Here is a 19,069-nt window from a genome sequence, read left to right as displayed (position 1 = left end):
GAAAAAATGGAAAAACGAGGAGAAGCAAACCTTTCTATAGAGGAAAGAATGATTAAATATCCGTATCAGAATACAGCGCTTTCAATAGATGAGCGCGTAAAGGATCTTATGAGCCGCATGACATTAAACCAGAAAGTACGCCAACTGACGGGGACCTTAGTTGCAGGAATGCCGGACAGTAAAATGTTTGAGGATGGGATAGGTGAGGTCATTGCTTTTTCAGGCTCAGCTCCCGCCAAAGATGTTGCAGGAATGGTTCGTCTTATACAAGATATGGTTATGTCACAGACAGAATTTGGTATCCCCGCGCTAGTCCATGCGGAAGCTTTAAGTGGTCCCATGGTCTCTGAATGCGCAGTATTCCCTACTTCTATCAGCCTAGGCGCTACATTTGAGCCTGAGCTTGTAAAGGACATGGCTGATAGAATCAGAGAGCAAATGGTGAATCTCGGAATACGTCAGGCTTTGTCTCCTGTACTGGATCTTGCAAGGGATTTTCGATTTGGACGTACTAGTGAGGACTATGGAAGCGATCCTTCTTTGGTTTCCGCAATGGCGTGCGCATTCGTTTCCGGACTTCAGGGACAGGACCTAAATGAGGGTGTGGCCGCAACAGCAAAACACTTTTTGGGTTACTCCATGACAGAAGGTGGCCTGAACGGTACACGAACGCAAATGGACTGGAGAGATATCCGGGAGAATTTTGCAAAACCGTTTGAGGCTGCTATTAGAAAAGCGAATCTCAAATCAGTTATGAACTCCTATTCGGAATATAATGGACAACCTATCTGTGCCTCGAAAGAGCTATTGACAGACCTGCTGAGAGACGATCTTGGTTTTGAGGGCGTAGTCGTAAGCGACTACACGTCTATTACCAATCTTGTGAATAAGTTCGGTACAGCGGAAGACAGTACAGATGCTGGAATCCAATGTCTTACAGCAGGATTGGATGTTGAGCTTCCTGTCCAGGAAGCATATGGACCAAACTTAAGGGAAGCCGTACTTGAGGGAAAAATAGATGAGTTCTATATCGACCGTTCCCTTGAAAGAGTTTTAAGGCTGAAATTTGAACTGGGTCTATTCGAAAAGCCATATGGTGAGTTTGTTGAGATGGATAATTCGGAACATGACAAGCAGTCAGCCCATGTTTCGGACAAGGTTATGACACTGACGAAAAACACAGGCATACTGCCATTGAAGGATAAAGATGTCACCATTGCTGTTATTGGTCCTGCGGGCAATAACATCCTTATGATGAACGGAGCGTATGCTTATCCTACCAATTCTGAAATGTTTATGGAAATTATGGGTTCAGGAAACGTGGGAATGGAAGGCGTTAGTTTGGAAGATTTTGTTCCATCCGAGCACACTCCTCGGCCGAAACAAGATTTTACAGCAGCAGTAGACAGTGAAATCAGAGAACAGCATCCTGGAGTAAAAACCATTTTCGAAGCTCTACAGGATATCTACCCTAATATATCCTATGTCAAGGGTTGTCATGTTATTGACACAAATGACTATGATTTTGAGGAAGCAGTGGAGGCTGCATCCAAGGCGGATGTCGTAATTATGACCGTCGGAGGAAAAATCGGCATGATGGTGGCTTGTTCAGCAGGTGAGGGACGGGACAATGTGGATATTACTATGCCGGGAAGACAAGCGGAATTGGTGCAAAGGGTCTTTGAGGTTAATAAAAATATGATCATCGTGCATACAGATAATAAACCGCTGGTGGACCCGTTTATCTATGAAAATGTTCCAGCCATTCTGGAAGGCTGGCTGCCTGGGCCATTTGGAGGAAACGCCATCGCCAAGGCTATTGCCGGAATTACCAACCCTGGAGGAAAGCTGCCTGTTGATGTGCCACGCCATGTAGGTCAGACTCCTGTCTACTTCTACCAGCACAATGGAAGCCGTTCAGATGCCCTTATGCTTGGTATCAACCCAAATGGGTATGGCACTGAAACCTGCGCATCACAACTGCCTTTCGGGTATGGTCTTTCCTATACAGAATTTAATTATAGCAATGGAAAATTGGATGTTGAAATGATTGAAGGTATTCCGCACCTTACTGTCTCTATCGATGTAAAGAATAGTGGAAGTATGGACGGGGATGAAGTGGTCCAATTGTATGGCATAGATAAGATAGCATCCATCATACGTCCGCAAAAAGAGCTGATCGGCTTCCGAAGGATCTCACTTAAAGCGGGTGAAACCAAAAGGGTTGCATTGACCTTTAGAATAGATCAGCTAGCATTCCAGAGACAGGATAAAAAATGGGTGGTCGAAAAGGGACAATTCCGTTTCTTCATTGGTAAGGGATGCAACGAGGCAGTCTATGAAGTTGACTATATGCAGGACACAACTCTGGTAATAGATCATACAAAACGCGGATTTTTCGCAGAGACAAAAGAAATGTAAGAACGATATATTGAGGAGTGAAAAATTGGAAAAATATAATGACGCCAGTCTGCCTATTGAAGAAAGAGTAGAAGATTTACTATCAAGGATGTCACTAAAGCAAAAAATCGCACAAATTCAATGTACAATTGCGGCCGGTGACGATCCTACTGCTCCGCTAACATTTTTTCAAAATGGAGTAGGGGAAATCGCTGCGTTTCCTACTGGAAACAATGCAAAAGAAGTAACGGACGAGAATAAAGCCATTGTTGATGCTATTTGCGGGAACGAACTCGGAATACCTCCCATCATCCATAACGAGGCTATTACGGGATTGAGCGCACCGGAAGCAACTATTTTTCCTTCTGCAATCGGACTTGGTGCTACATTTAACCCGGAGACAGTATTAAAAATGGCCGATATCATTCGTCAGCAGATGCTGGCGGTGGGTTACCGTCAAGCGCTATCTCCCGTTATGGATATTTGCCGCGACCCGCGGTGGGGGAGAATTGGTGAAACATATGGCGAAGATCCGACACTGGCTGCCGCAATGAGCGTTGCTTTTACTAAAGGGTTGCAAAGTGATGACCTAAGAAATGGAATTGCCGCTACTGGAAAACACTTTCTGGGTTATGGTTTCTCCGAAGGTGGCTTGAATATGACGACAAACCCTATTCCTCCGCGAGAATTGCGTGAAGTATACGCTAAGCCTTTCCAGGCAGCCATCAGTGAAGCGGGCCTAGAATCAATCATGAACTCTTATGGTGCCGTCGATGGCGAAATCATCGTCGGATCGGAGCATATTTTAAATGATTTATTGCGTGATGAGATGGAATTCGAAGGGGTAGTAGTATCTGATTATACGGCCATTGATCACTTGGTTGACCGCCGCCTAGAGCCTGACATGGCGAAAGCAGGGATCACCGCTTTAAGAGCTGGCTTAGATGTAGAGTGCCCATATCCACAAGCTTACACAGTGGAGCATTTGGTTGAAGCTGTAACGAGAGGCGAGCTTGAAGAATCAGTTATTGACCGTGCTGTGCGCAGAGTATTAGCGACTAAGTTTAAGCTCGGATTGTTTGAAAACCCGAGTCCTAGATTTGACATGTACGATATGGCCTATAATAACTCGGAACATAACGAGCATAGCCTGAAGGCAGCACTTGAGTCCACGGTTTTGGTTAAGAACGATGGACTGCTCCCTCTATCAAAAGACATTAAGAAAATCGCAGTGATCGGGCCGCATGGGGATAATGTCAGATTGATGTTCGGCGGCTATACACGCCCCGCTGGTTTAGAAATGTCGATTTCACGTTCAATGGGTGACATGGCCGGACTTGCTGAAGATGCCGGATTTGGAGAAGACCTTTCAAAAAGCTTTGGAGATGACAACTTTGTACCCGCTGAACCTTTCCCAGGCAGCAACGTTCTACGTGAACATCCTGATGCCATGGCGGCTATTGATGCTTTGTATGGACCTGTCACTCCTACCATACTGGCATCCATTAAGGAAAAATGCCCTGGAGCCCAGGTTGTGTATGCAAAAGGCTGTGATATTGCAGGTACTGACCGTAGTATGTTTAATGAGGCAATCAAAGCAGCCAAAGAAGCGGATATTGTTATATTGACTTTGGGCGGTAAATATGGATGGGGCTCAAGTTGTACGATCGGTGAGGGCATTGATAGCGATGACATCGGTCTAACGGGAATTCAGGAGGAATTGGCGAAAGAGATTTTTGCCATCGGTACACCATCGGTGATGGTTCATATGGATGCGCGTCCATTGAGCAGTGTATTTATTACTGAGAACTTCCCTGCGGTTATTGAGTATTGGTTCCCGGGTACAACCGGTGGACGCGCTTTGGCTAGTATTTTATTTGGTGATTACAATCCTGCCGGACGACTGCCTGTAACGGTTGCTCGGCATACGGGACAAATCCCTATCTTCGCTGGACAGTACTATGGTAATGGCTATCACACAGGGAAAATAATGCTTAACAAATATGTCGATAGCACCAAAGAGCCGCTGTTCTGTTTTGGCCATGGGCTTAGTTACACTAACTTTGAGTACCGCGACCTTCAGGTAGACAGCCATACAACGTCTGACGGCACAGTCAAAGTGAGCTGCAAAGTTAGAAATGCAGGAAGAATGGATGGAGAAGAGGTTGTTCAGATGTATGTTACAGACGAACTCGCTTCCATGATCCGCCCGGAAAGAGAACTTGCTGGATTTGTCCGGGTATCTTTAAAAGCAGGCGAAGAAAAGACCGTTTGTTTTGAAATGAGGGCTGATCAATTCGCCTTCCTGAACAAGGATATGAAATGGATTGTCGAAGAAGGGGACATGACCGTAAGGGTAGGGGGTTCATCCTCTGATTTACCGCTGATAGGCCGTTTCCATATAGACAACACAGCTGCTATTGTCGCACATAAACGAGGTTTCTTTGCTAAATCCAAAATTATCGGACTAGTAATGAACAACTCTAAATAGCCATTTAGTATTTAATTTGCAAATAAAAATGAAGGAAAATGAGATAAAGTCGACCTGTCACATGATTGGAGCCGCCAATCGTGTGCTGGAAAAAATAAAAATTCAAGGTGATAGTATGCATAAGCAGGATTTTAACAAGGGTTGGACATTTGGTAAGCAAATTAGTAAGTTGGAAGCAGTATTTACAGGCGTCAAGGACAAGCACCAGGAAGTGCGTCTGCCTCATGATGCAATGATTTTAACTGAGCGTACTGAAGATAGTCCGCTGGGACCAGGCGGTGGTTATTTCCAAGGCGGGACTTATCAATATGTGAAAAAATTTGTTGTACCGCAAGAGGATCAGGGGAAAGTTATGTTCCTCGAATTCGAGGGAGTGTACATGAACGCCTATGTATACATTAATGGTGACCTGGCAGGTAAATATTTTTATGGATATTCAAATTTCTATGTTCAAATCAATGATTATGTTCGTTACGGTAAAGAGAACGAACTGAAGGTCGTTGTACAGAATAGTTCCCAGCCGAATGCCCGCTGGTATTCTGGATCCGGCATTTACAGAAATGTTAAATTTATGAAGGCAGAACCTATTTATATTGTACCAGACGGTGTACGGATTACAACGGTAGATGCGGATCCTGATCTCGCTGTACTCAAAATTGATATGCTGCTGAAAAATGAAAATATGGGACTTCATACGGGTTATGCCTCGACGATAATTAAGGATTCAGATGGGAACACAGTGAGTGAACAATCGACGAAATTCACCATTAAAACGGGGGAACAGATTTCTGTCAGACAGAGAATTACGTTACCGAACCCCCAATTGTGGGATACGGAAAATCCGAACTTGTATACTTGTGAGACGGTTATTCAAATAAATAACAAAGTAATGGACAAGGATGTTACCACGTTCGGTATTCGTAAGTTACAGCTTGATAGTATGAACGGCTTGCGAATCAACGGAAAGACGGTGAAGTTAAAAGGAGGCTGCATCCATCACGATAACGGTGTCATTGGTGCGGCAACATTTGAGGACGCCGAGGAGCGCCGGATTCGAAAATTGAAAGAAGCGGGTTACAATGCCATTCGTTCTGCGCACAATCCAATTAGCCGAGTTCTGCTCGATGCCTGTGATCGAAACGGAATGCTAATTATGGATGAATTGGCAGATTGTTGGACACATGCCAAGCAGGCGTTTGATTATGCTGCTATATTTACTTCTACATGGGAAAAAGATGTTGAACACATGATTGGTAAAAACTACAACCATCCAAGTGTGATTATTTACTCGATTGGCAATGAACTTGTCGAAAACGGCACTCCTCATGGAAACAGTCTTGGACGGAAAATTGTTGAAAAAATTCGTTCAATAGATGACACCCGATTCATCACGAATGCCGTTAACTTATTAATGCCTGCATTGGATCAACTGGAAGATATTGCGGCCAGTCTAGGGTTTGAGAACATGGAAGCCTTGGCGAGCGGTGAGGTCAACGAGGTTATGAATGCGGTCGGTCCTATGATGGCGAAACTTATGGAATCGAGCGCAATTCAAGAACTCGTCGAAGAGGCTTTTGGACTGCTAGATATTGATGGTTATAATTATTCACCTGAAAAGTATGTTGCAGAACATAAGAAATTTCCGCACAAAACATTCGTAGGTACGGAGACAAATCCTCCACAGCTGGATAACAACTGGGAGATCGTCATGAACAACAGTTATGTACTAGGTGACTTTGCTTGGACAGCATGGGATTATCTAGGTGAAGTCGGAATTGGCAGGTATGGGTACGATGAGGAACCTCGCGAATCGATCTATGCACCTTTTCCTTATATTACTGCACAAACGGGCGATTTTGATATTACAGGTTACCGACTTCCGATTTCCTATTGGCGTGAAATCGTATGGGGTGGCCGCAACCATATACCGTACATTTCAGTACAGAAGCCAGACCGTTATGGTCAGAAAGTTACTTTTAGCCAATGGAGCTGGACGGATACCATAAGCAGTTGGACGTTTCCAGGATATGAAGGGAAGGGAATTGTAGTAGAAGTATTCTCAAGTGCTGAAGAAGTAGAATTATTTGTCAATGGGAAGTCACAAGGAAAGAAACCTGTTGGCGATGAATTCAAGAAATTTTATTGCAAATGGGATACGGTGTACGAGGAAGGAACAGTGGAAGCTGTCGCTTACATCAAGGGTAATGAAGTGGGTCGGTTCTGCCTGAAGACTGCCGGTGCTCCACAATTAAAAGTAACAATGGAACGCGAATGCCTTCGTTCCGGCACGAATGATCTTTGCTTTGTCAACATTGAGTTGATGGATGAAGAAGGGAACCTCAATACAGCTGCTGATAGAAAAGTAACGGTTAGTATTGAAGGGCCTGCAACGATTTTGGGAAGCGGCACAGGAAGATCTAAGACAGAAGAAAATTATTTTGATCTAACACATGAAACTTACTATGGTAGAATGTTGGCCGTAGTTCGTGCAGGGGAAGAAAAAGGAGTTGCGTGGCTAACCGTTTCATCCGAAGGGATAGAAACTGTGACAGTAAACATTCCTGTTGTTTAAAGGTGTTGAAGGAGCTCCAAAGATTTATTTTATGCTGAGGACTCTGAGTTTGCTGAAAGATTTTTTCTTTACTAAGTCGAAAATTGTTGGAATGTAATAAATAAGTACCAACATCGTTTTAAAGAGTTCTAATGAGCCGTTAAGTTGATTGTTTTTTATCTTAACGGCTTTTTTTTTCTATTCATAGAGAAGGCTAAATGTCCAATCCATCATCATAGCTCATAGTAAAGTACTTTACTGCACAAATCAAGACGCACTCAATCGTGCATCAACTATGAATACATTTATCGGAACAAAAATATCTAAATTGTGTGTGGAGGAATATAAGTGTTAAAAACAGCCATGGTATTTGGTGACAATATGGTAATTCAACAGCAAAAGAAGTTTAAGGTATGGGGAACAGGAACATTTGGCAAATCAGTTACGGGTACGCTAAAAGGGAAAGCGAGTGTATCAGCAGAAGCTTGGATAGAAGAGAACGGTAAATGGATGCTGACTTTCCCGCCACAGCAGGTCGGAAGGAATTTGGAGCTAATCATAAGTGATGGAGAAGAAACTATAAAATTCGGCAATATTTGTATTGGTGAAGTATGGGTTGCTGGTGGACAATCCAATATGGAATATTTTCTGCAGCACGACGCTGAAAAAGAAAGTGTTCTTAATGGTGCAATGAATCCGGATGTACGATTTTTTGATTTTCCTAAAGTGTCCTATGAAGGACAGCTTGAGGAACATGATTATTCAAGGTTTGGCATCTGGAGAACCTGTACTAGGGAGGACTTACCTTATTTTTCAGCTCCTGCTTATTATTTTGCGGAAAATCTGCAAAAAGCACTGGATATCCCAATTGGTATAGTTGGATGTAATTATGGGGGGACGCCGGCCTGTGCATGGATGGACTCTGATTATCTAAAGGACAACGAAGGGAAGTCGTGGCTGGAGTCCTATGAATCAGCAGTTAAAAATCTTGATGTAGAAGAATACAAGGCTAACTTTCGTGCCAATCCCATGAATGATCGTTCGAATCCACTACAAGACGATGATAAGTTTATGTATCCCGGATTAACAAGACAGGAGCAGTTGGAAATTATGCAGATGATGACGGCGGAAAATATGAATACATATCTGCAGAAGGGACCCTATAGCGAGAAGCGCCCAGGAGGATTGTATAAAACCATGCTTAAAAAGGTAGCGCCTTATACCGCTCGAGGCGTCATCTGGTACCAGGGTGAAAGTGATGATGAAAAGCCAGAGCTTTACGGCGCAGTATTTAGTAAAATGATTGAATGCTGGCGGGACCTATGGGAAGATAAGCTTCCATTTCTCTTCGTACAGCTTGCACCCTTTGGCGAATGGCTAGGAGCTTCAGGAAGGCAATACCCAGAGCTGCGGAAACAGCAGGAATTTGTCTCTAAAACAGTGCCTGATACTTGGATGATTAGTTCTTCAGATGCAGGGATGGTGTGGGATATTCACCCAAAGTATAAGAAACCAATAGGGACCCGTTTAGCTTTGCTTGCAAGGGGACATATATATGGCGAAAATATACTCTGTGATCCTCCTGAATTCTTAAATGCCGAAAGAGTTAATGACGGTATTAAGATTACCTTCAAAAATGCTGATGGTTTGCATTTGAAAGGTGATAAAGTGAATGCATTATCAGTTGTGCTTGCGGATGGGACAGAACTTACTCCATTGGAAGTTTCTATTGATCAACATGGTTTACTTGTAAAGGGAGACTTCCCAGAGAACATATCGGTTTCTTTTGCAAAGACAGGTTACTACGAAGTTAATCTATATAATAAGGAAGAAAATCCAGCAAAGCCATTTGAATTCATTATATAATTGATAGGGGTTGCAATGCCTCTTTTCCTACAGAGAGGGCTAAAGCTTTTACTTTAACTATGATGATGGAGCTGTTCAAAATAAAAAAGATAATTATTAGAAGATAATTGGAAAGACCCAACCTATTTCGTTGGGTCTTTATTTATATATCAAATTTTTAGGTTATATAAAATTTAACTATTTAGAAGAAACTCCATTGAGAAACGGGGGAGGGAAACATAATTACGACAGTATTGGTCATGATGTTGCAAAAGATAAAACATTTTTATAATTTTGAAAACAAATATGAAATACTGAAATGAAAACGGTTTCTATAATGAAAGAATATCTAAATAATTGGAGGTGCTTATGGAAAGAGATATCAAACAGTTAATCTCGCAAAAGACATTAGAAGAAACAGCATGTCGGTGTTCTGGATTAGATTTTTGGCATACAAAAGGGGAGCGGTAAATGAATGCGGAAAAGCGTTAAATAGCGGTCTGGATCTTGAAAGGAGGAGATTACCTCTCAGGTGATTGAAAATGTGTAAGCGCTGTAAAAAGTGGTCAACTTTCAGAAGAGAAATTGGACCAAGCAGTTGAAAGATTTGTAACTGTTATTTTTAAAATCAGCGATAAAAAAAACACTGTCTATTACAAAGATTCCTAACATCGCCTATATTCACAATTTCGCTTTAACTGAGTTGCGAAGCCAGATCAATTTTGACAAATTCTTCATGAGGACAAATTGGAACAACTAAATCAAAAACTTCAGCATCTGCCAAAAGAATGACAGTCCGAAATAAGAGGTCATGAAAATATTACCTGTTAGGAGAGAATAAAATGGAAGAAAACGTAGCAGTAGAAACAATAGAATCAAATGCTGTAATAGAAAAAAAAGATACAATAAATAAAGTACCTCGAGGTTTCATCCCCGCATGGAGTTCAAGATCTGTATCAGTTGCAGTTAATGTTGTCCTGTTTATGCAGATGACATTTTATGCAACTGATGTTGTTGGTTTGAGTGCTGGTTTGGTTGGAACATTAATACTTCTATCGAAAATAGTTGAGGCGTTGTCAAACTTCTTAGTAGTTTTTATTGACCGAACACATACCAAATTTGGCAAAGCAAGACCTTATGAATTATTTATCATTCCTTTGTGGATACTGACAATTATGCTCTTTAGTACCCCTAATTGGGGAATGACAGGGAAGGCAATTTATGTTTTTATCCTTTATACTTTGGTCGACTGTTTTTGCATTACCTTCCTAACGGGTTCAGACATAATATATCTGGGAAGGTCTTTAAAAGGGGATGTCCGACGGGCAAAAGTATTATCTGGATCAGGTATAATTGTCACACTCTTTGCAGCTGCAATAGGTATTCTATTGCCGATCTTAATGGGAACTTGGGGTAAGCAGCCTGGCGGCTGGACTAAAATTTCGCTAGTTTTGGGAGTTCCATTTTTAATTATTGGTCTTATCCGCTTCATTTTCATAAAGGAAATAGAAGAGGGAAGAGACGCTGAACAACAACAGCAAATTCCCTTCAAAGTAGCGTTTAAAGCAATGATTAAGAATAAATATATATTAATACTTGCAGGTGCTATTTTTGTGCAGTTTGTTTCAGGCGGTATGAGTGCGTTTTCAACATATTATTTCAACTCTATTGTAGGAAACCTATCTATGTTGTCTGTGATAGGTATAATTGGAATTATTTCACCATTTGTTCTACTGTTTTTCCCGCTTGCTATGCGTAAAATCGGGGCAATGAATTTTGTTCGGGGCGGTATTGTCCTGATGGTAATTGGAAATGGACTAAAATATTTTGCAGGGAATAATATAGGTTTGCTTTTAGTTGAGAATTTTATTGCTGCAGTTGGCATCATCCCCTTGACCATGATGGTGGGAATATTTACATTACAATGCATGGATTATGGTGAGTGGAAGACGGGAGTACGTGTAGAAAGCGGACTGAACGCGATTGTAAACTTTACAAACAAAATTGGTACTGGATTGGGTTCTGGATTGGTAGGCTTGATTATGGGGATTTCAGGATATGTTGGCACAGCACATGTACAAACGGCATCTGCCAAAACAGCAATCGTATGGGGATATTCACTGATTCCAGCACTTTTAAGTGTGATAATGCTCGTCATTTTACATTTTTATGACCTTGATAAAAAAATTGGCGGAATTCAGGAAGATATCGCAGCAAGGAAAGCCAAGTAATGAATTAGTTACACTAATACTTTGGATGGATGAACAAATGGAAATGGGGCCCTACTGGAAGTGCTGGTTTTGAATTAGCGACCGGTTATACATCTTTGCGTGACACTAGTAATCTGGATTTGGTGATAGACGCTCCCCAGAAAAATAATTTTCTAGAAGCAAAAGACCTCCTACACCAATTGGATGCTTTTAATATTCGTATAGATATTCAAGTAGAAACAAGAAGAGGAGCCTTTTATTGCGGGAATGAATTAATCAAAGGGCAAAAACAGTGGTTTTGCGAACCGAAACTGGACCTATTTTTGTCAGCGATCCTTGGGACTGAAACAGACTTTGAGTAAGGGTAAAATTTTATTTTTTGGTTTTTCTTTAAATATCGCACTGGCAACGAACCAATATTTTCTATGCATGAGCTTTATGTTACCAGAACAATAAGTACAATATGAAAAACTAATTAATTGAGGGGATAACCATGGAAAAAGAATTAGATAAAGAGTTAATCATGAATATTCTGCTGCCATTTTTTCAAAACCAAAAGAATGAAAAAGTAAAAAATTATAAAAATCTTAATCAATATGTTCAAAAGGGTAAAATTTTATTTGTGGGTTCTTCTTTAATGGAAAATTTCCCAATATATGAACTGCAAAAAACGTTTGATAAAGATTACTGTATTTATAATAGAGGAGTAGGCGGATTTACTACGACAGAACTATTGTCTTCGATGAATGAATGCATATTTGAGTTGGAACCAGCCAAAGTTTTTATTAATATCGGAACAAATGATATTGGTTCGCCTGACTTTCAAGAAGAAAATTTACTTGCAAACTATGATACTATTTTATCTCAAATTGGAGATAAATTGCCGGATTGCAAGGTTTATGTAATGGCTTATTATCCTGTAAATGCAAAAGTGTATTTCCCGTCAATGGACGAGTCTACAAAGGAAGTAATGTTTAAGACAAGAACCAATCAAGCCATCTTGGATGCAAACGAGTCCCTTAAAGAATTAGCTAAAAAACATCATTATGAATTTATTAATGTGAATGAGGGTTTAATGGATTCAGAAGGGAATTTAAAAGAAGAATATGCAATTGATGGGATCCATATGTTTGCAAATGGATACAGAGTTGTCCTTGATAATTTAAAACAATACCTTTAATGACCATCATTCAAACAATGAATGGAGTAATTGGTGGCGCTTCGTGTAAAGAAATATTTTAGCTTCAAAAAGTCTGCTAAGGATTAGTAGGCTTTTTTTACTAATCATTGGGGTTATGAGTGCTAAATGAGTTAACTGATAAAAGAAATTAAAATAGAAAAAAACACAATAATATAATTTTTATAACATAAATAAAATATTCAAATGAAAACGCATTCTATAATTGTAATTAATGAACATTAAACTAATTAAAGGGGGAACATTAGGGGCAGAGTGTTAGGCGGAAAATGTATGTGTGTTTTTAGGATCATTTTAAAAATATTAAGCATTTCCCGAAATGTGGGAGAGAAATTTGTAAACCTTCAGAAGATCCATTCTCTGAAACCTTATATTTGTAAACAAAATTAAAAGTTTTTAGGAGGTCTATGATGATAAACGAACCTATCAATTCAACTGAATTAATACAGACTCAGTCTATCACACCTTTAAAGAGGCTTATGGTAGCTTTTATTTTCGGTGAAATTGGGGTTTACATTACTATGCTTACACCAGGCATAATTCTATTAACACTGAGAGTCAATGAGCTCGATCCTAAAAACGCTATTTCTACGTTTGGTTGGATTTCAGGAATTACGGCATTGGTTGCTCTAATTTCCATGCCAATTGGTGGTTTTATAAGTGATCGTATCCGTTTAAAATTTGGCAAGAGGAAAACAATAATCCTCATTGGAGTATTATTGGGAGTATTTTCACTTATGGGCATGGCTGTATCAACCACCATTCTGATGTTAGGTGTTTTTACCTGGTTAACTGCTGCTGGTACAAATATGGCACAGGCAGGGTTTTCAGCACTACTGGCAGATCAGGTTGAGGAATCGAAACGTGGATCAGTATCAGGTATTATAGGTGTTTTGGCAATGTGTGGCATGTTCGTGGGAATGGCACTTGTGTCCATAATGGCCAAAGCATCCAACTTAGAGAAATTTGGTGCATTAGCTATTGCTTCAATAATTGGAACCATAATAGCATGTATTTTGATAAAAGATACACCTGCTGAACGCAGAAATTCTGAAAAATCAGGTGAAAATAAAATTCCTTTTAGAAAAGTTATTTCGAGTATCTTTCCAAGTCCACGTAAATATCCTATTTTTACTTGGGGAATTTTAACACGATTTTGTGTAACTGTAGCATCATGTGCCACCGCATATAGTTCCATGATGCTTATTCAGCGCTATCACTATTCACAGGAGGCTGCTACGCATCTGACCGGAATTTTACAATTTGCAGGATTGCCGGCTATGATGATTTCTAGTATTTTAGGAGGAATGCTGTCTGACAAAATAAGAAAACAAAAAATATTTGTCATGGTCTCTCCGATTGTAGTTGGCTTAGCCCTTGTTTTAATGGGATTTGCGTCAAACTTCACTACTGTTTTTGTCGCAACCATAATCATTCAATTTGGTTTTGGAATATATACGTCAGTAGATGGCGCCCTTACAGTTAGGATCCTTCCTAAAAAAGAAGATTATGCAAAAGATATGGGCATCATGAATATAGCATCCTCCCTCCCTCAATCAATAGTACCATTTATTGCACCGTTACTCTTAGGTTTAGGAGGCTGGAAGTTCTACTTCTTTTTCTTGGCGGTATTTGGTTTACTGAGTACACTTGCTGTTATTCCGATTCCCGACTTAACACGCAGGCCTAAAGAAGTATAGCACAAATAACAACTACTCATGCGTCTCAATAATTAAATTAAAGTCCTAATTTACACTAGAAAATGTTATTAAAAAGGGAGAGAAAAGATGAAAAAATGGTTAGGTATTTTCTTTGTTTTTACACTTTTATTTACAAATCAAACAAATAGGGTAGAGGCAGATAGTCTTTCAGGTTCTAATAGTAAGACAACGATTATAAGCACGAAATATGGCAAGGTTGAAGGTTTATTAAATGAGACAAATTCTACTTTAACTTGGCTAGGAGTCCCCTATGCAAAACCACCTCTTGGTAGTTTAAGATGGAAAGCGCCAGCCGAACCAGATTCTTGGGATGGTATATTAGAAACAAAGAAATTTGGACAAGTTTGTACACAACAATCTTATGGGGCTGTGATTGGAAGTGAAGATTGTTTAACGTTAAATATATGGAGACCAAATAGCACAGATACAAATCTTCCTGTAATGGTGTTTGTTCATGGTGGTGGTGATACGACTGGGTCTTCGCAGTCATTTAAAGGGGATGTTTTAGCTCAAAAGGCAAACAGTATTATCATATCAATTAATTACCGGCTCAATGCAGAAGGGTGGTTTATGCATCCCTCTCTAAAAACAGGGAATCCTCTTGATGATTCAGGCAATTTTGGGTTATTAGATATTTTTCAGTCTTTAAAATGGGTGCAGAAAAACATAGAATATTTTGGTGGGAATCCAAATAATGTTACCCTTTCCGGTCAGTCTGCAGGAGCACGTGATGTATTAGGAGCGGTAATTTCTCCCTTATCTAAGGGTCTATTCCAAAAAGCATGGGCAATGAGTGGCGGAATGACAACAGCCAGCCCAAAAGATGCTGAGGACAAAGCTCAGGATATGTTAGTACAATTAGTTATAAATGATAAATTAGCAACGAATGAAAAGGATGCGAAAACGTGGATTCAAGGAAAATCAACTGAATTCTTGGCAAATTATTTAAGAAGTAAAGGTGCAAAAGAGCTTACCAATTTAGCTGGTTCGCCTCCAATAAAAATGGAGCCATTCCCTCATTTATTTGCGGACGGATTTGTATTGCCAGCAGAAGGCTTTAAATCATTAAAAAACGGAAATTACAATAAAGTACCAATTGTTCTCGGAAGTACAGCAAGTGAATTCTCGTTATTTGCTTTTCAAGATCCTTATTTTCTTCCTTCGATTTTAGATGGTAGCATTTACAGTGATAACAAAAAATGGAGCCTTTATGAAAATACTTTGAAATTCGGTAATAAATTATATGCCGGTTTCAATGCAGATGCAGTTGCAGATCAAATCGTTAATGTAAAGGATCAACCAGGTGTATATGCTTACCGCTTTGCATGGGGAACCCAAGAAGGCGTAATTGATGAGACAGTTAGAAAAACTTTTGGAGCTCCACATGGAAGTGATATTGACTTTTTCACTGGTTTAGATGAGAGCTGGATAAATTTATTTTATCCCAATAAATATTACACAGTTTCAAATGAACAAGGAAGACGACAGTTACACAATACAATGGTTAGCTATTTGAAAAACTTCTTATATACGGGTAATCCTAACGGGGAAGGTTTGCCTCAATGGGGGACTTGGAGTAACAAAGATAATCAAAATCGTATTCTATATTTTGATGCGGACCAACAAAACGCGAATGTATACATGTCTGACGAGCACCTTGTAAAAAATGAGATAGTTAATGAAATGAGACGGAATCTACCGAAACAGGAATACGATACAATCGTTGAACAACTATTTGCTGGTCGTTTTTTCTGGGAGAAATGATAGTATTTCATTCATTTTAAATCAAATAGGAATGGTATATCTTCTGATAAGTTCTAGTAAATTAGTTAATTTGATGACTTTTGCGAATACAGAGGTCATCTTTTTTATGGACTTTAGATTTTTAACAAACAATTAAAAAGGAGGACCAGGTCTCTCCTTTTTTATATGAATATCAATCTAAATATATTAATTTATGGACTTTCGAAAAGCGTTTGGTGTTATGCCATATTCTTCTTTAAATGCCGTCTGAAAGTGACTTTGACTCGAAAAATAAAGATAATTACTAATTTCACTTATCGTTTTATTGGAAAATGTCAATAAATCCTTTGCTTCTTCTAACTTAGTCCGTCTAATAAATGCACTTAGCTCTATTCCAAGCTCCTTTTTTACTTTTTGTGACAGATATGAACGAGTAAAACCCACATGTTCAGCCACATCACTAACAGTAATATGCTTGTTTGTATTATCACGGATATATTGTATAACTTGGCGAAGTATATTATCTGCAGACAATGGAACTATTGAATTTGCCACCCGGTTCGTATAATCCATCATTGCTTGAGTAGAAAGAGACTTTACATCCTCTATATCAGATAATCGCTCTACTTGTTGTATATAAATATCAGATAATTGACGGGCGATACTTGAACTAAGACCACCTCGTATAGCGGCACGTGAAGCTAACGTGACCGAGACGATAAAGATATTTTTCCATTGACGAAGATTATCGTGTGCAATAACAGGCATCTTGCCATTTCCTCTAAAATCTCCTCTTATAAATTTATTTAGCTTAACTATATTACCTGTTTCGATGTACCGTGCCCACTCACGTTCATCGTCATTATTAGTATTTAAAATTCCTTCCTCTTTTTCATTAAAAGAATTCTCAGAGTATGTTCTGTTAATTGTATGATCGATCTGAGGACCCATAAAATCATCTACATCTCTCCTAGTTAGTTCTGAATGGTTTAAAGTGTAGTTGATTACTAAAAGAGTATTAATGAACGTATCTAGAGATTGTTGAGGTATTTTATAAAAAAATTCCGCGAAGGCCTCTGTATTGGAAGTATTAACCGAGAATTCTTTACCCATGATCTGCAAAGACTCTTTAGAGTAAGGAAAGTCATTGATAGGACCCATTATTATACAAGAATCGGTGTTTTCTATTTGTATACATCCATAATATGAATAAAATGTAGTTGATATATAACTTACTTTTCTTTCATTTTCCCAAAGTCTAGTTAGGTAAAGGGATGGGGGAAAGGTTTCTTTCTCCTGATTGGGATAACAAGCAATTAGTTCTTTCTTGTCATATAGATAGATTGGAATGTATAAAGAATTATATAAGTACTTGCAGTATGTGTTTATCTCAATCATGAAACTTACCTCCTATTAAATTTGATACTATTATATATCAAAAGATACATAGTTTGGTGAAGAATTGGATATTCCCATCTTTTAGGGGGACACAGCAGTCCAAATTTAATTTCTCCAAGGTATACAAATTTATAATTTATGTAACAAATATGAAATAAATAAAGATAAACTTTTAATAAAATACACCGTAAGGATAAATGGTACATAAGAGGACACTTATAGAAGATTAAAGAGTAAACTTAATCAAAATCCTATAAGCTAATATAGTCTTAATTTAATAAGGTTGCTAGGGGGAAATATAAGTGAAGATAGCATTTATTGCACATGATAACAAAAAAGATGACATAGTTAGATTTGTAACAGCATATGAACCTGTATTTATTCAACATGAATTATATTCTACAGGGACCACAGGAAAGAGGATAATGGCGCATACAAATTTGCAAATTTGTAGATTTAAATCTGGCCCTTTAGGCGGAGATCAAGAGATTGGATCATTAATAGCGAAAAATCTGATGGATATTGTATTCTTTTTTCGAGACCCATTAACCGCGCAGCCCCATGAACCTGATATCTCTGCTCTAATCCGTCTTTGTGATGTTTATTCCATTCCTTTAGCTACGAATATGGGGACTGCAGAAATACTGGTACATGGTATAAATAGAGGCGATTTTCATTGGAGAGATATCATACATGAAAAAAACTTGGACACAGTCAAAGACAATGAGTGGAAAAAGGAATAGTCAACAAAGATAAAACTAAAGTAATTAAAGCTCTCAGAAAGAAAGGGGAGAAAATATTCCAAATGGTAAGGAAAAACATTTTGGTGCAGCATAAAAGGGGACTGCAGGCCCAAGTTGCTGCAGAGTTTGTGAGAACAGCGTCATTATTTACTAGTGATATTTCTATTCTTAAAGAAGGAAAAATAGTTTCTGGTAAAAGTATAATGGGTGTTATGTGCCTGGCCATAAGAAAGGGAGAAGAAATCACACTTATAGCAGACGGAATCGATGAACAAAAGGCTATTTGGGTTTTAGAAGAATTCCTTTCCTGAAAATTAATAAGTTATTTATTTCTATATATCAACTATGAAATGTTAAAAGGAATGTGTAAATTTTTATGAATAAACTAAGTACTAAGGATTTGTTTGAGGTTTATATCAAAGCAATTGAGCTAAATTTAAGTAAAGACTTCATAGATTTACTAAATAGTGAGTTACACGAACGACGCAAACAATATCTTAAAGAGCATTCTTTAACTATCATGAAAAATGGTAGAAGCCAAAATTTACAAGTCAGATGAATAAGGTTATTTTATACTTAACCCCAAACTAAAAATCCATAAATATCCATATTAATATTTACTAGAGAAGGCCCAACCAATAGTTGGGTCTTTTCTAGTAAACAGGCATCTTTAAGGGAGATAGAACTTTAATAAACGAACAATAATATAATTTATATAACAAATCTTAAATATTAGAGTGAAAACGTATTCTATAATATTGCTATATCA

At 38.8% G+C, this 19,069-nt stretch carries 13 protein-coding genes; 12 read left to right on the top strand and 1 reads right to left on the bottom strand.

Annotation, left to right across the window (positions count from 1 at the left end; all coding sequences use genetic code 11):
* Positions 1-6: 6 nt before the first annotated feature.
* The 9 genes from V7077_RS19305 to V7077_RS19265 all read left to right on the top strand — a co-directional run bounded on the left by V7077_RS19305 (position 7) and on the right by V7077_RS19265 (position 16,180).
* Positions 7-2,421, top strand: a complete 2,415-nt coding sequence (locus V7077_RS19305) for a glycoside hydrolase family 3 N-terminal domain-containing protein (RefSeq protein ID WP_335504893.1) — start codon at positions 7-9, stop codon at positions 2,419-2,421.
* Positions 2,422-2,446: 25 nt separating this feature from the next.
* Positions 2,447-4,891, top strand: a complete 2,445-nt coding sequence (locus V7077_RS19300; RefSeq protein WP_335504892.1) for a glycoside hydrolase family 3 N-terminal domain-containing protein — start codon at positions 2,447-2,449, stop codon at positions 4,889-4,891.
* 82 nt (positions 4,892-4,973) lie between these two features.
* Positions 4,974-7,463: a glycoside hydrolase family 2 TIM barrel-domain containing protein gene (locus tag V7077_RS19295; RefSeq protein ID WP_335504890.1), complete on the top strand. Its 2,490-nt coding sequence runs from the start codon at positions 4,974-4,976 to the stop codon at positions 7,461-7,463.
* A 327-nt stretch (positions 7,464-7,790) separates the two neighbouring features.
* Complete coding sequence (locus tag V7077_RS19290) at positions 7,791-9,308, top strand: sialate O-acetylesterase (protein ID WP_335504888.1); 1,518 nt, start codon at positions 7,791-7,793, stop codon at positions 9,306-9,308.
* A gap of 821 nt (positions 9,309-10,129) precedes the next feature.
* Positions 10,130-11,518, top strand: coding sequence for an MFS transporter (locus tag V7077_RS19285; RefSeq protein WP_335504887.1), 1,389 nt, complete (start codon positions 10,130-10,132; stop codon positions 11,516-11,518).
* Between the two features lie 29 nt (positions 11,519-11,547).
* Positions 11,548-11,859 carry a phosphoribosyl-dephospho-CoA transferase MdcG domain-containing protein gene (locus tag V7077_RS19280; RefSeq protein ID WP_335504884.1) on the top strand — a complete coding sequence of 104 codons (312 nt, stop codon included), beginning with the start codon at positions 11,548-11,550 and terminating at the stop codon, positions 11,857-11,859.
* A 131-nt stretch (positions 11,860-11,990) separates the two neighbouring features.
* On the top strand, positions 11,991-12,677 hold the full coding sequence (locus V7077_RS19275) for a GDSL-type esterase/lipase family protein (protein ID WP_335504882.1): 687 nt from the start codon (positions 11,991-11,993) through the stop codon (positions 12,675-12,677).
* A gap of 425 nt (positions 12,678-13,102) precedes the next feature.
* The gene (locus tag V7077_RS19270; RefSeq protein WP_335504880.1) at positions 13,103-14,395 is read left to right on the top strand and encodes an MFS transporter; all 1,293 of its coding nucleotides are present in this window, start codon (positions 13,103-13,105) and stop codon (positions 14,393-14,395) included.
* An 87-nt stretch (positions 14,396-14,482) separates the two neighbouring features.
* On the top strand, positions 14,483-16,180 hold the full coding sequence (locus tag V7077_RS19265) for a carboxylesterase/lipase family protein (protein ID WP_335504879.1): 1,698 nt from the start codon (positions 14,483-14,485) through the stop codon (positions 16,178-16,180).
* 186 nt (positions 16,181-16,366) lie between these two features.
* Here V7077_RS19265 and V7077_RS19260 read toward each other — a convergent pair whose 3' ends face one another.
* Positions 16,367-17,557 carry a helix-turn-helix domain-containing protein gene (locus V7077_RS19260; RefSeq protein WP_335504878.1) on the bottom strand — a complete coding sequence of 397 codons (1,191 nt, stop codon included), beginning with the start codon at positions 17,555-17,557 and terminating at the stop codon, positions 16,367-16,369.
* A gap of 302 nt (positions 17,558-17,859) precedes the next feature.
* On the opposite strand from V7077_RS19260, the gene mgsA reads away from it, so the two are divergent.
* The 3 genes from mgsA (at position 17,860) to sda (ending at position 18,859) form a co-directional block, all read left to right on the top strand.
* Positions 17,860-18,300: a methylglyoxal synthase gene (gene mgsA / locus V7077_RS19255; RefSeq protein ID WP_335504877.1), complete on the top strand. Its 441-nt coding sequence runs from the start codon at positions 17,860-17,862 to the stop codon at positions 18,298-18,300.
* Positions 18,285-18,611 (top strand): HPr family phosphocarrier protein, encoded by a 327-nt coding sequence (locus tag V7077_RS19250; protein ID WP_420489680.1) that lies wholly within the window; start codon positions 18,285-18,287, stop codon positions 18,609-18,611. The genes mgsA and V7077_RS19250 overlap by 16 nt, the downstream gene beginning before the upstream one ends.
* A 65-nt stretch (positions 18,612-18,676) precedes the next feature.
* Positions 18,677-18,859: a sporulation histidine kinase inhibitor Sda gene (gene sda / locus V7077_RS27775; protein ID WP_420489679.1), complete on the top strand. Its 183-nt coding sequence runs from the start codon at positions 18,677-18,679 to the stop codon at positions 18,857-18,859.
* Positions 18,860-19,069: the final 210 nt, after the last annotated feature.

Origin of the sequence: Neobacillus vireti (genome assembly GCF_036962465.1) — a bacterium.
In the GTDB taxonomy this organism is placed as follows: domain Bacteria; phylum Bacillota; class Bacilli; order Bacillales; family Cytobacillaceae; genus Neobacillus; species Neobacillus vireti_B.
Note: the sequence above shows the minus strand (reverse complement) of the source record. Positions and strands in the feature narration are given on the sequence as shown.

What these genes read in the sequence shown, in the direction of transcription:
- V7077_RS19305 (WP_335504893.1), top strand. Translation starts at nt 7, where the DNA reads ATGGAAAAACGAGGAGAAGCAAACCTTTCTATAGAGGAAAGAATGATT.
- V7077_RS19285 (WP_335504887.1), top strand. Translation starts at nt 10,130, where the DNA reads ATGGAAGAAAACGTAGCAGTAGAAACAATAGAATCAAATGCTGTAATA.
- V7077_RS19280 (WP_335504884.1), top strand. Translation starts at nt 11,548, where the DNA reads ATGAACAAATGGAAATGGGGCCCTACTGGAAGTGCTGGTTTTGAATTA.
- V7077_RS19275 (WP_335504882.1), top strand. Translation starts at nt 11,991, where the DNA reads ATGGAAAAAGAATTAGATAAAGAGTTAATCATGAATATTCTGCTGCCA.
- V7077_RS19270 (WP_335504880.1), top strand. Translation starts at nt 13,103, where the DNA reads ATGATGATAAACGAACCTATCAATTCAACTGAATTAATACAGACTCAG.
- V7077_RS19265 (WP_335504879.1), top strand. Translation starts at nt 14,483, where the DNA reads ATGAAAAAATGGTTAGGTATTTTCTTTGTTTTTACACTTTTATTTACA.
- V7077_RS19260 (WP_335504878.1), bottom strand. Translation starts at nt 17,557, where the DNA reads ATGATTGAGATAAACACATACTGCAAGTACTTATATAATTCTTTATAC.
- sda (WP_420489679.1), top strand. Translation starts at nt 18,677, where the DNA reads ATGAATAAACTAAGTACTAAGGATTTGTTTGAGGTTTATATCAAAGCA.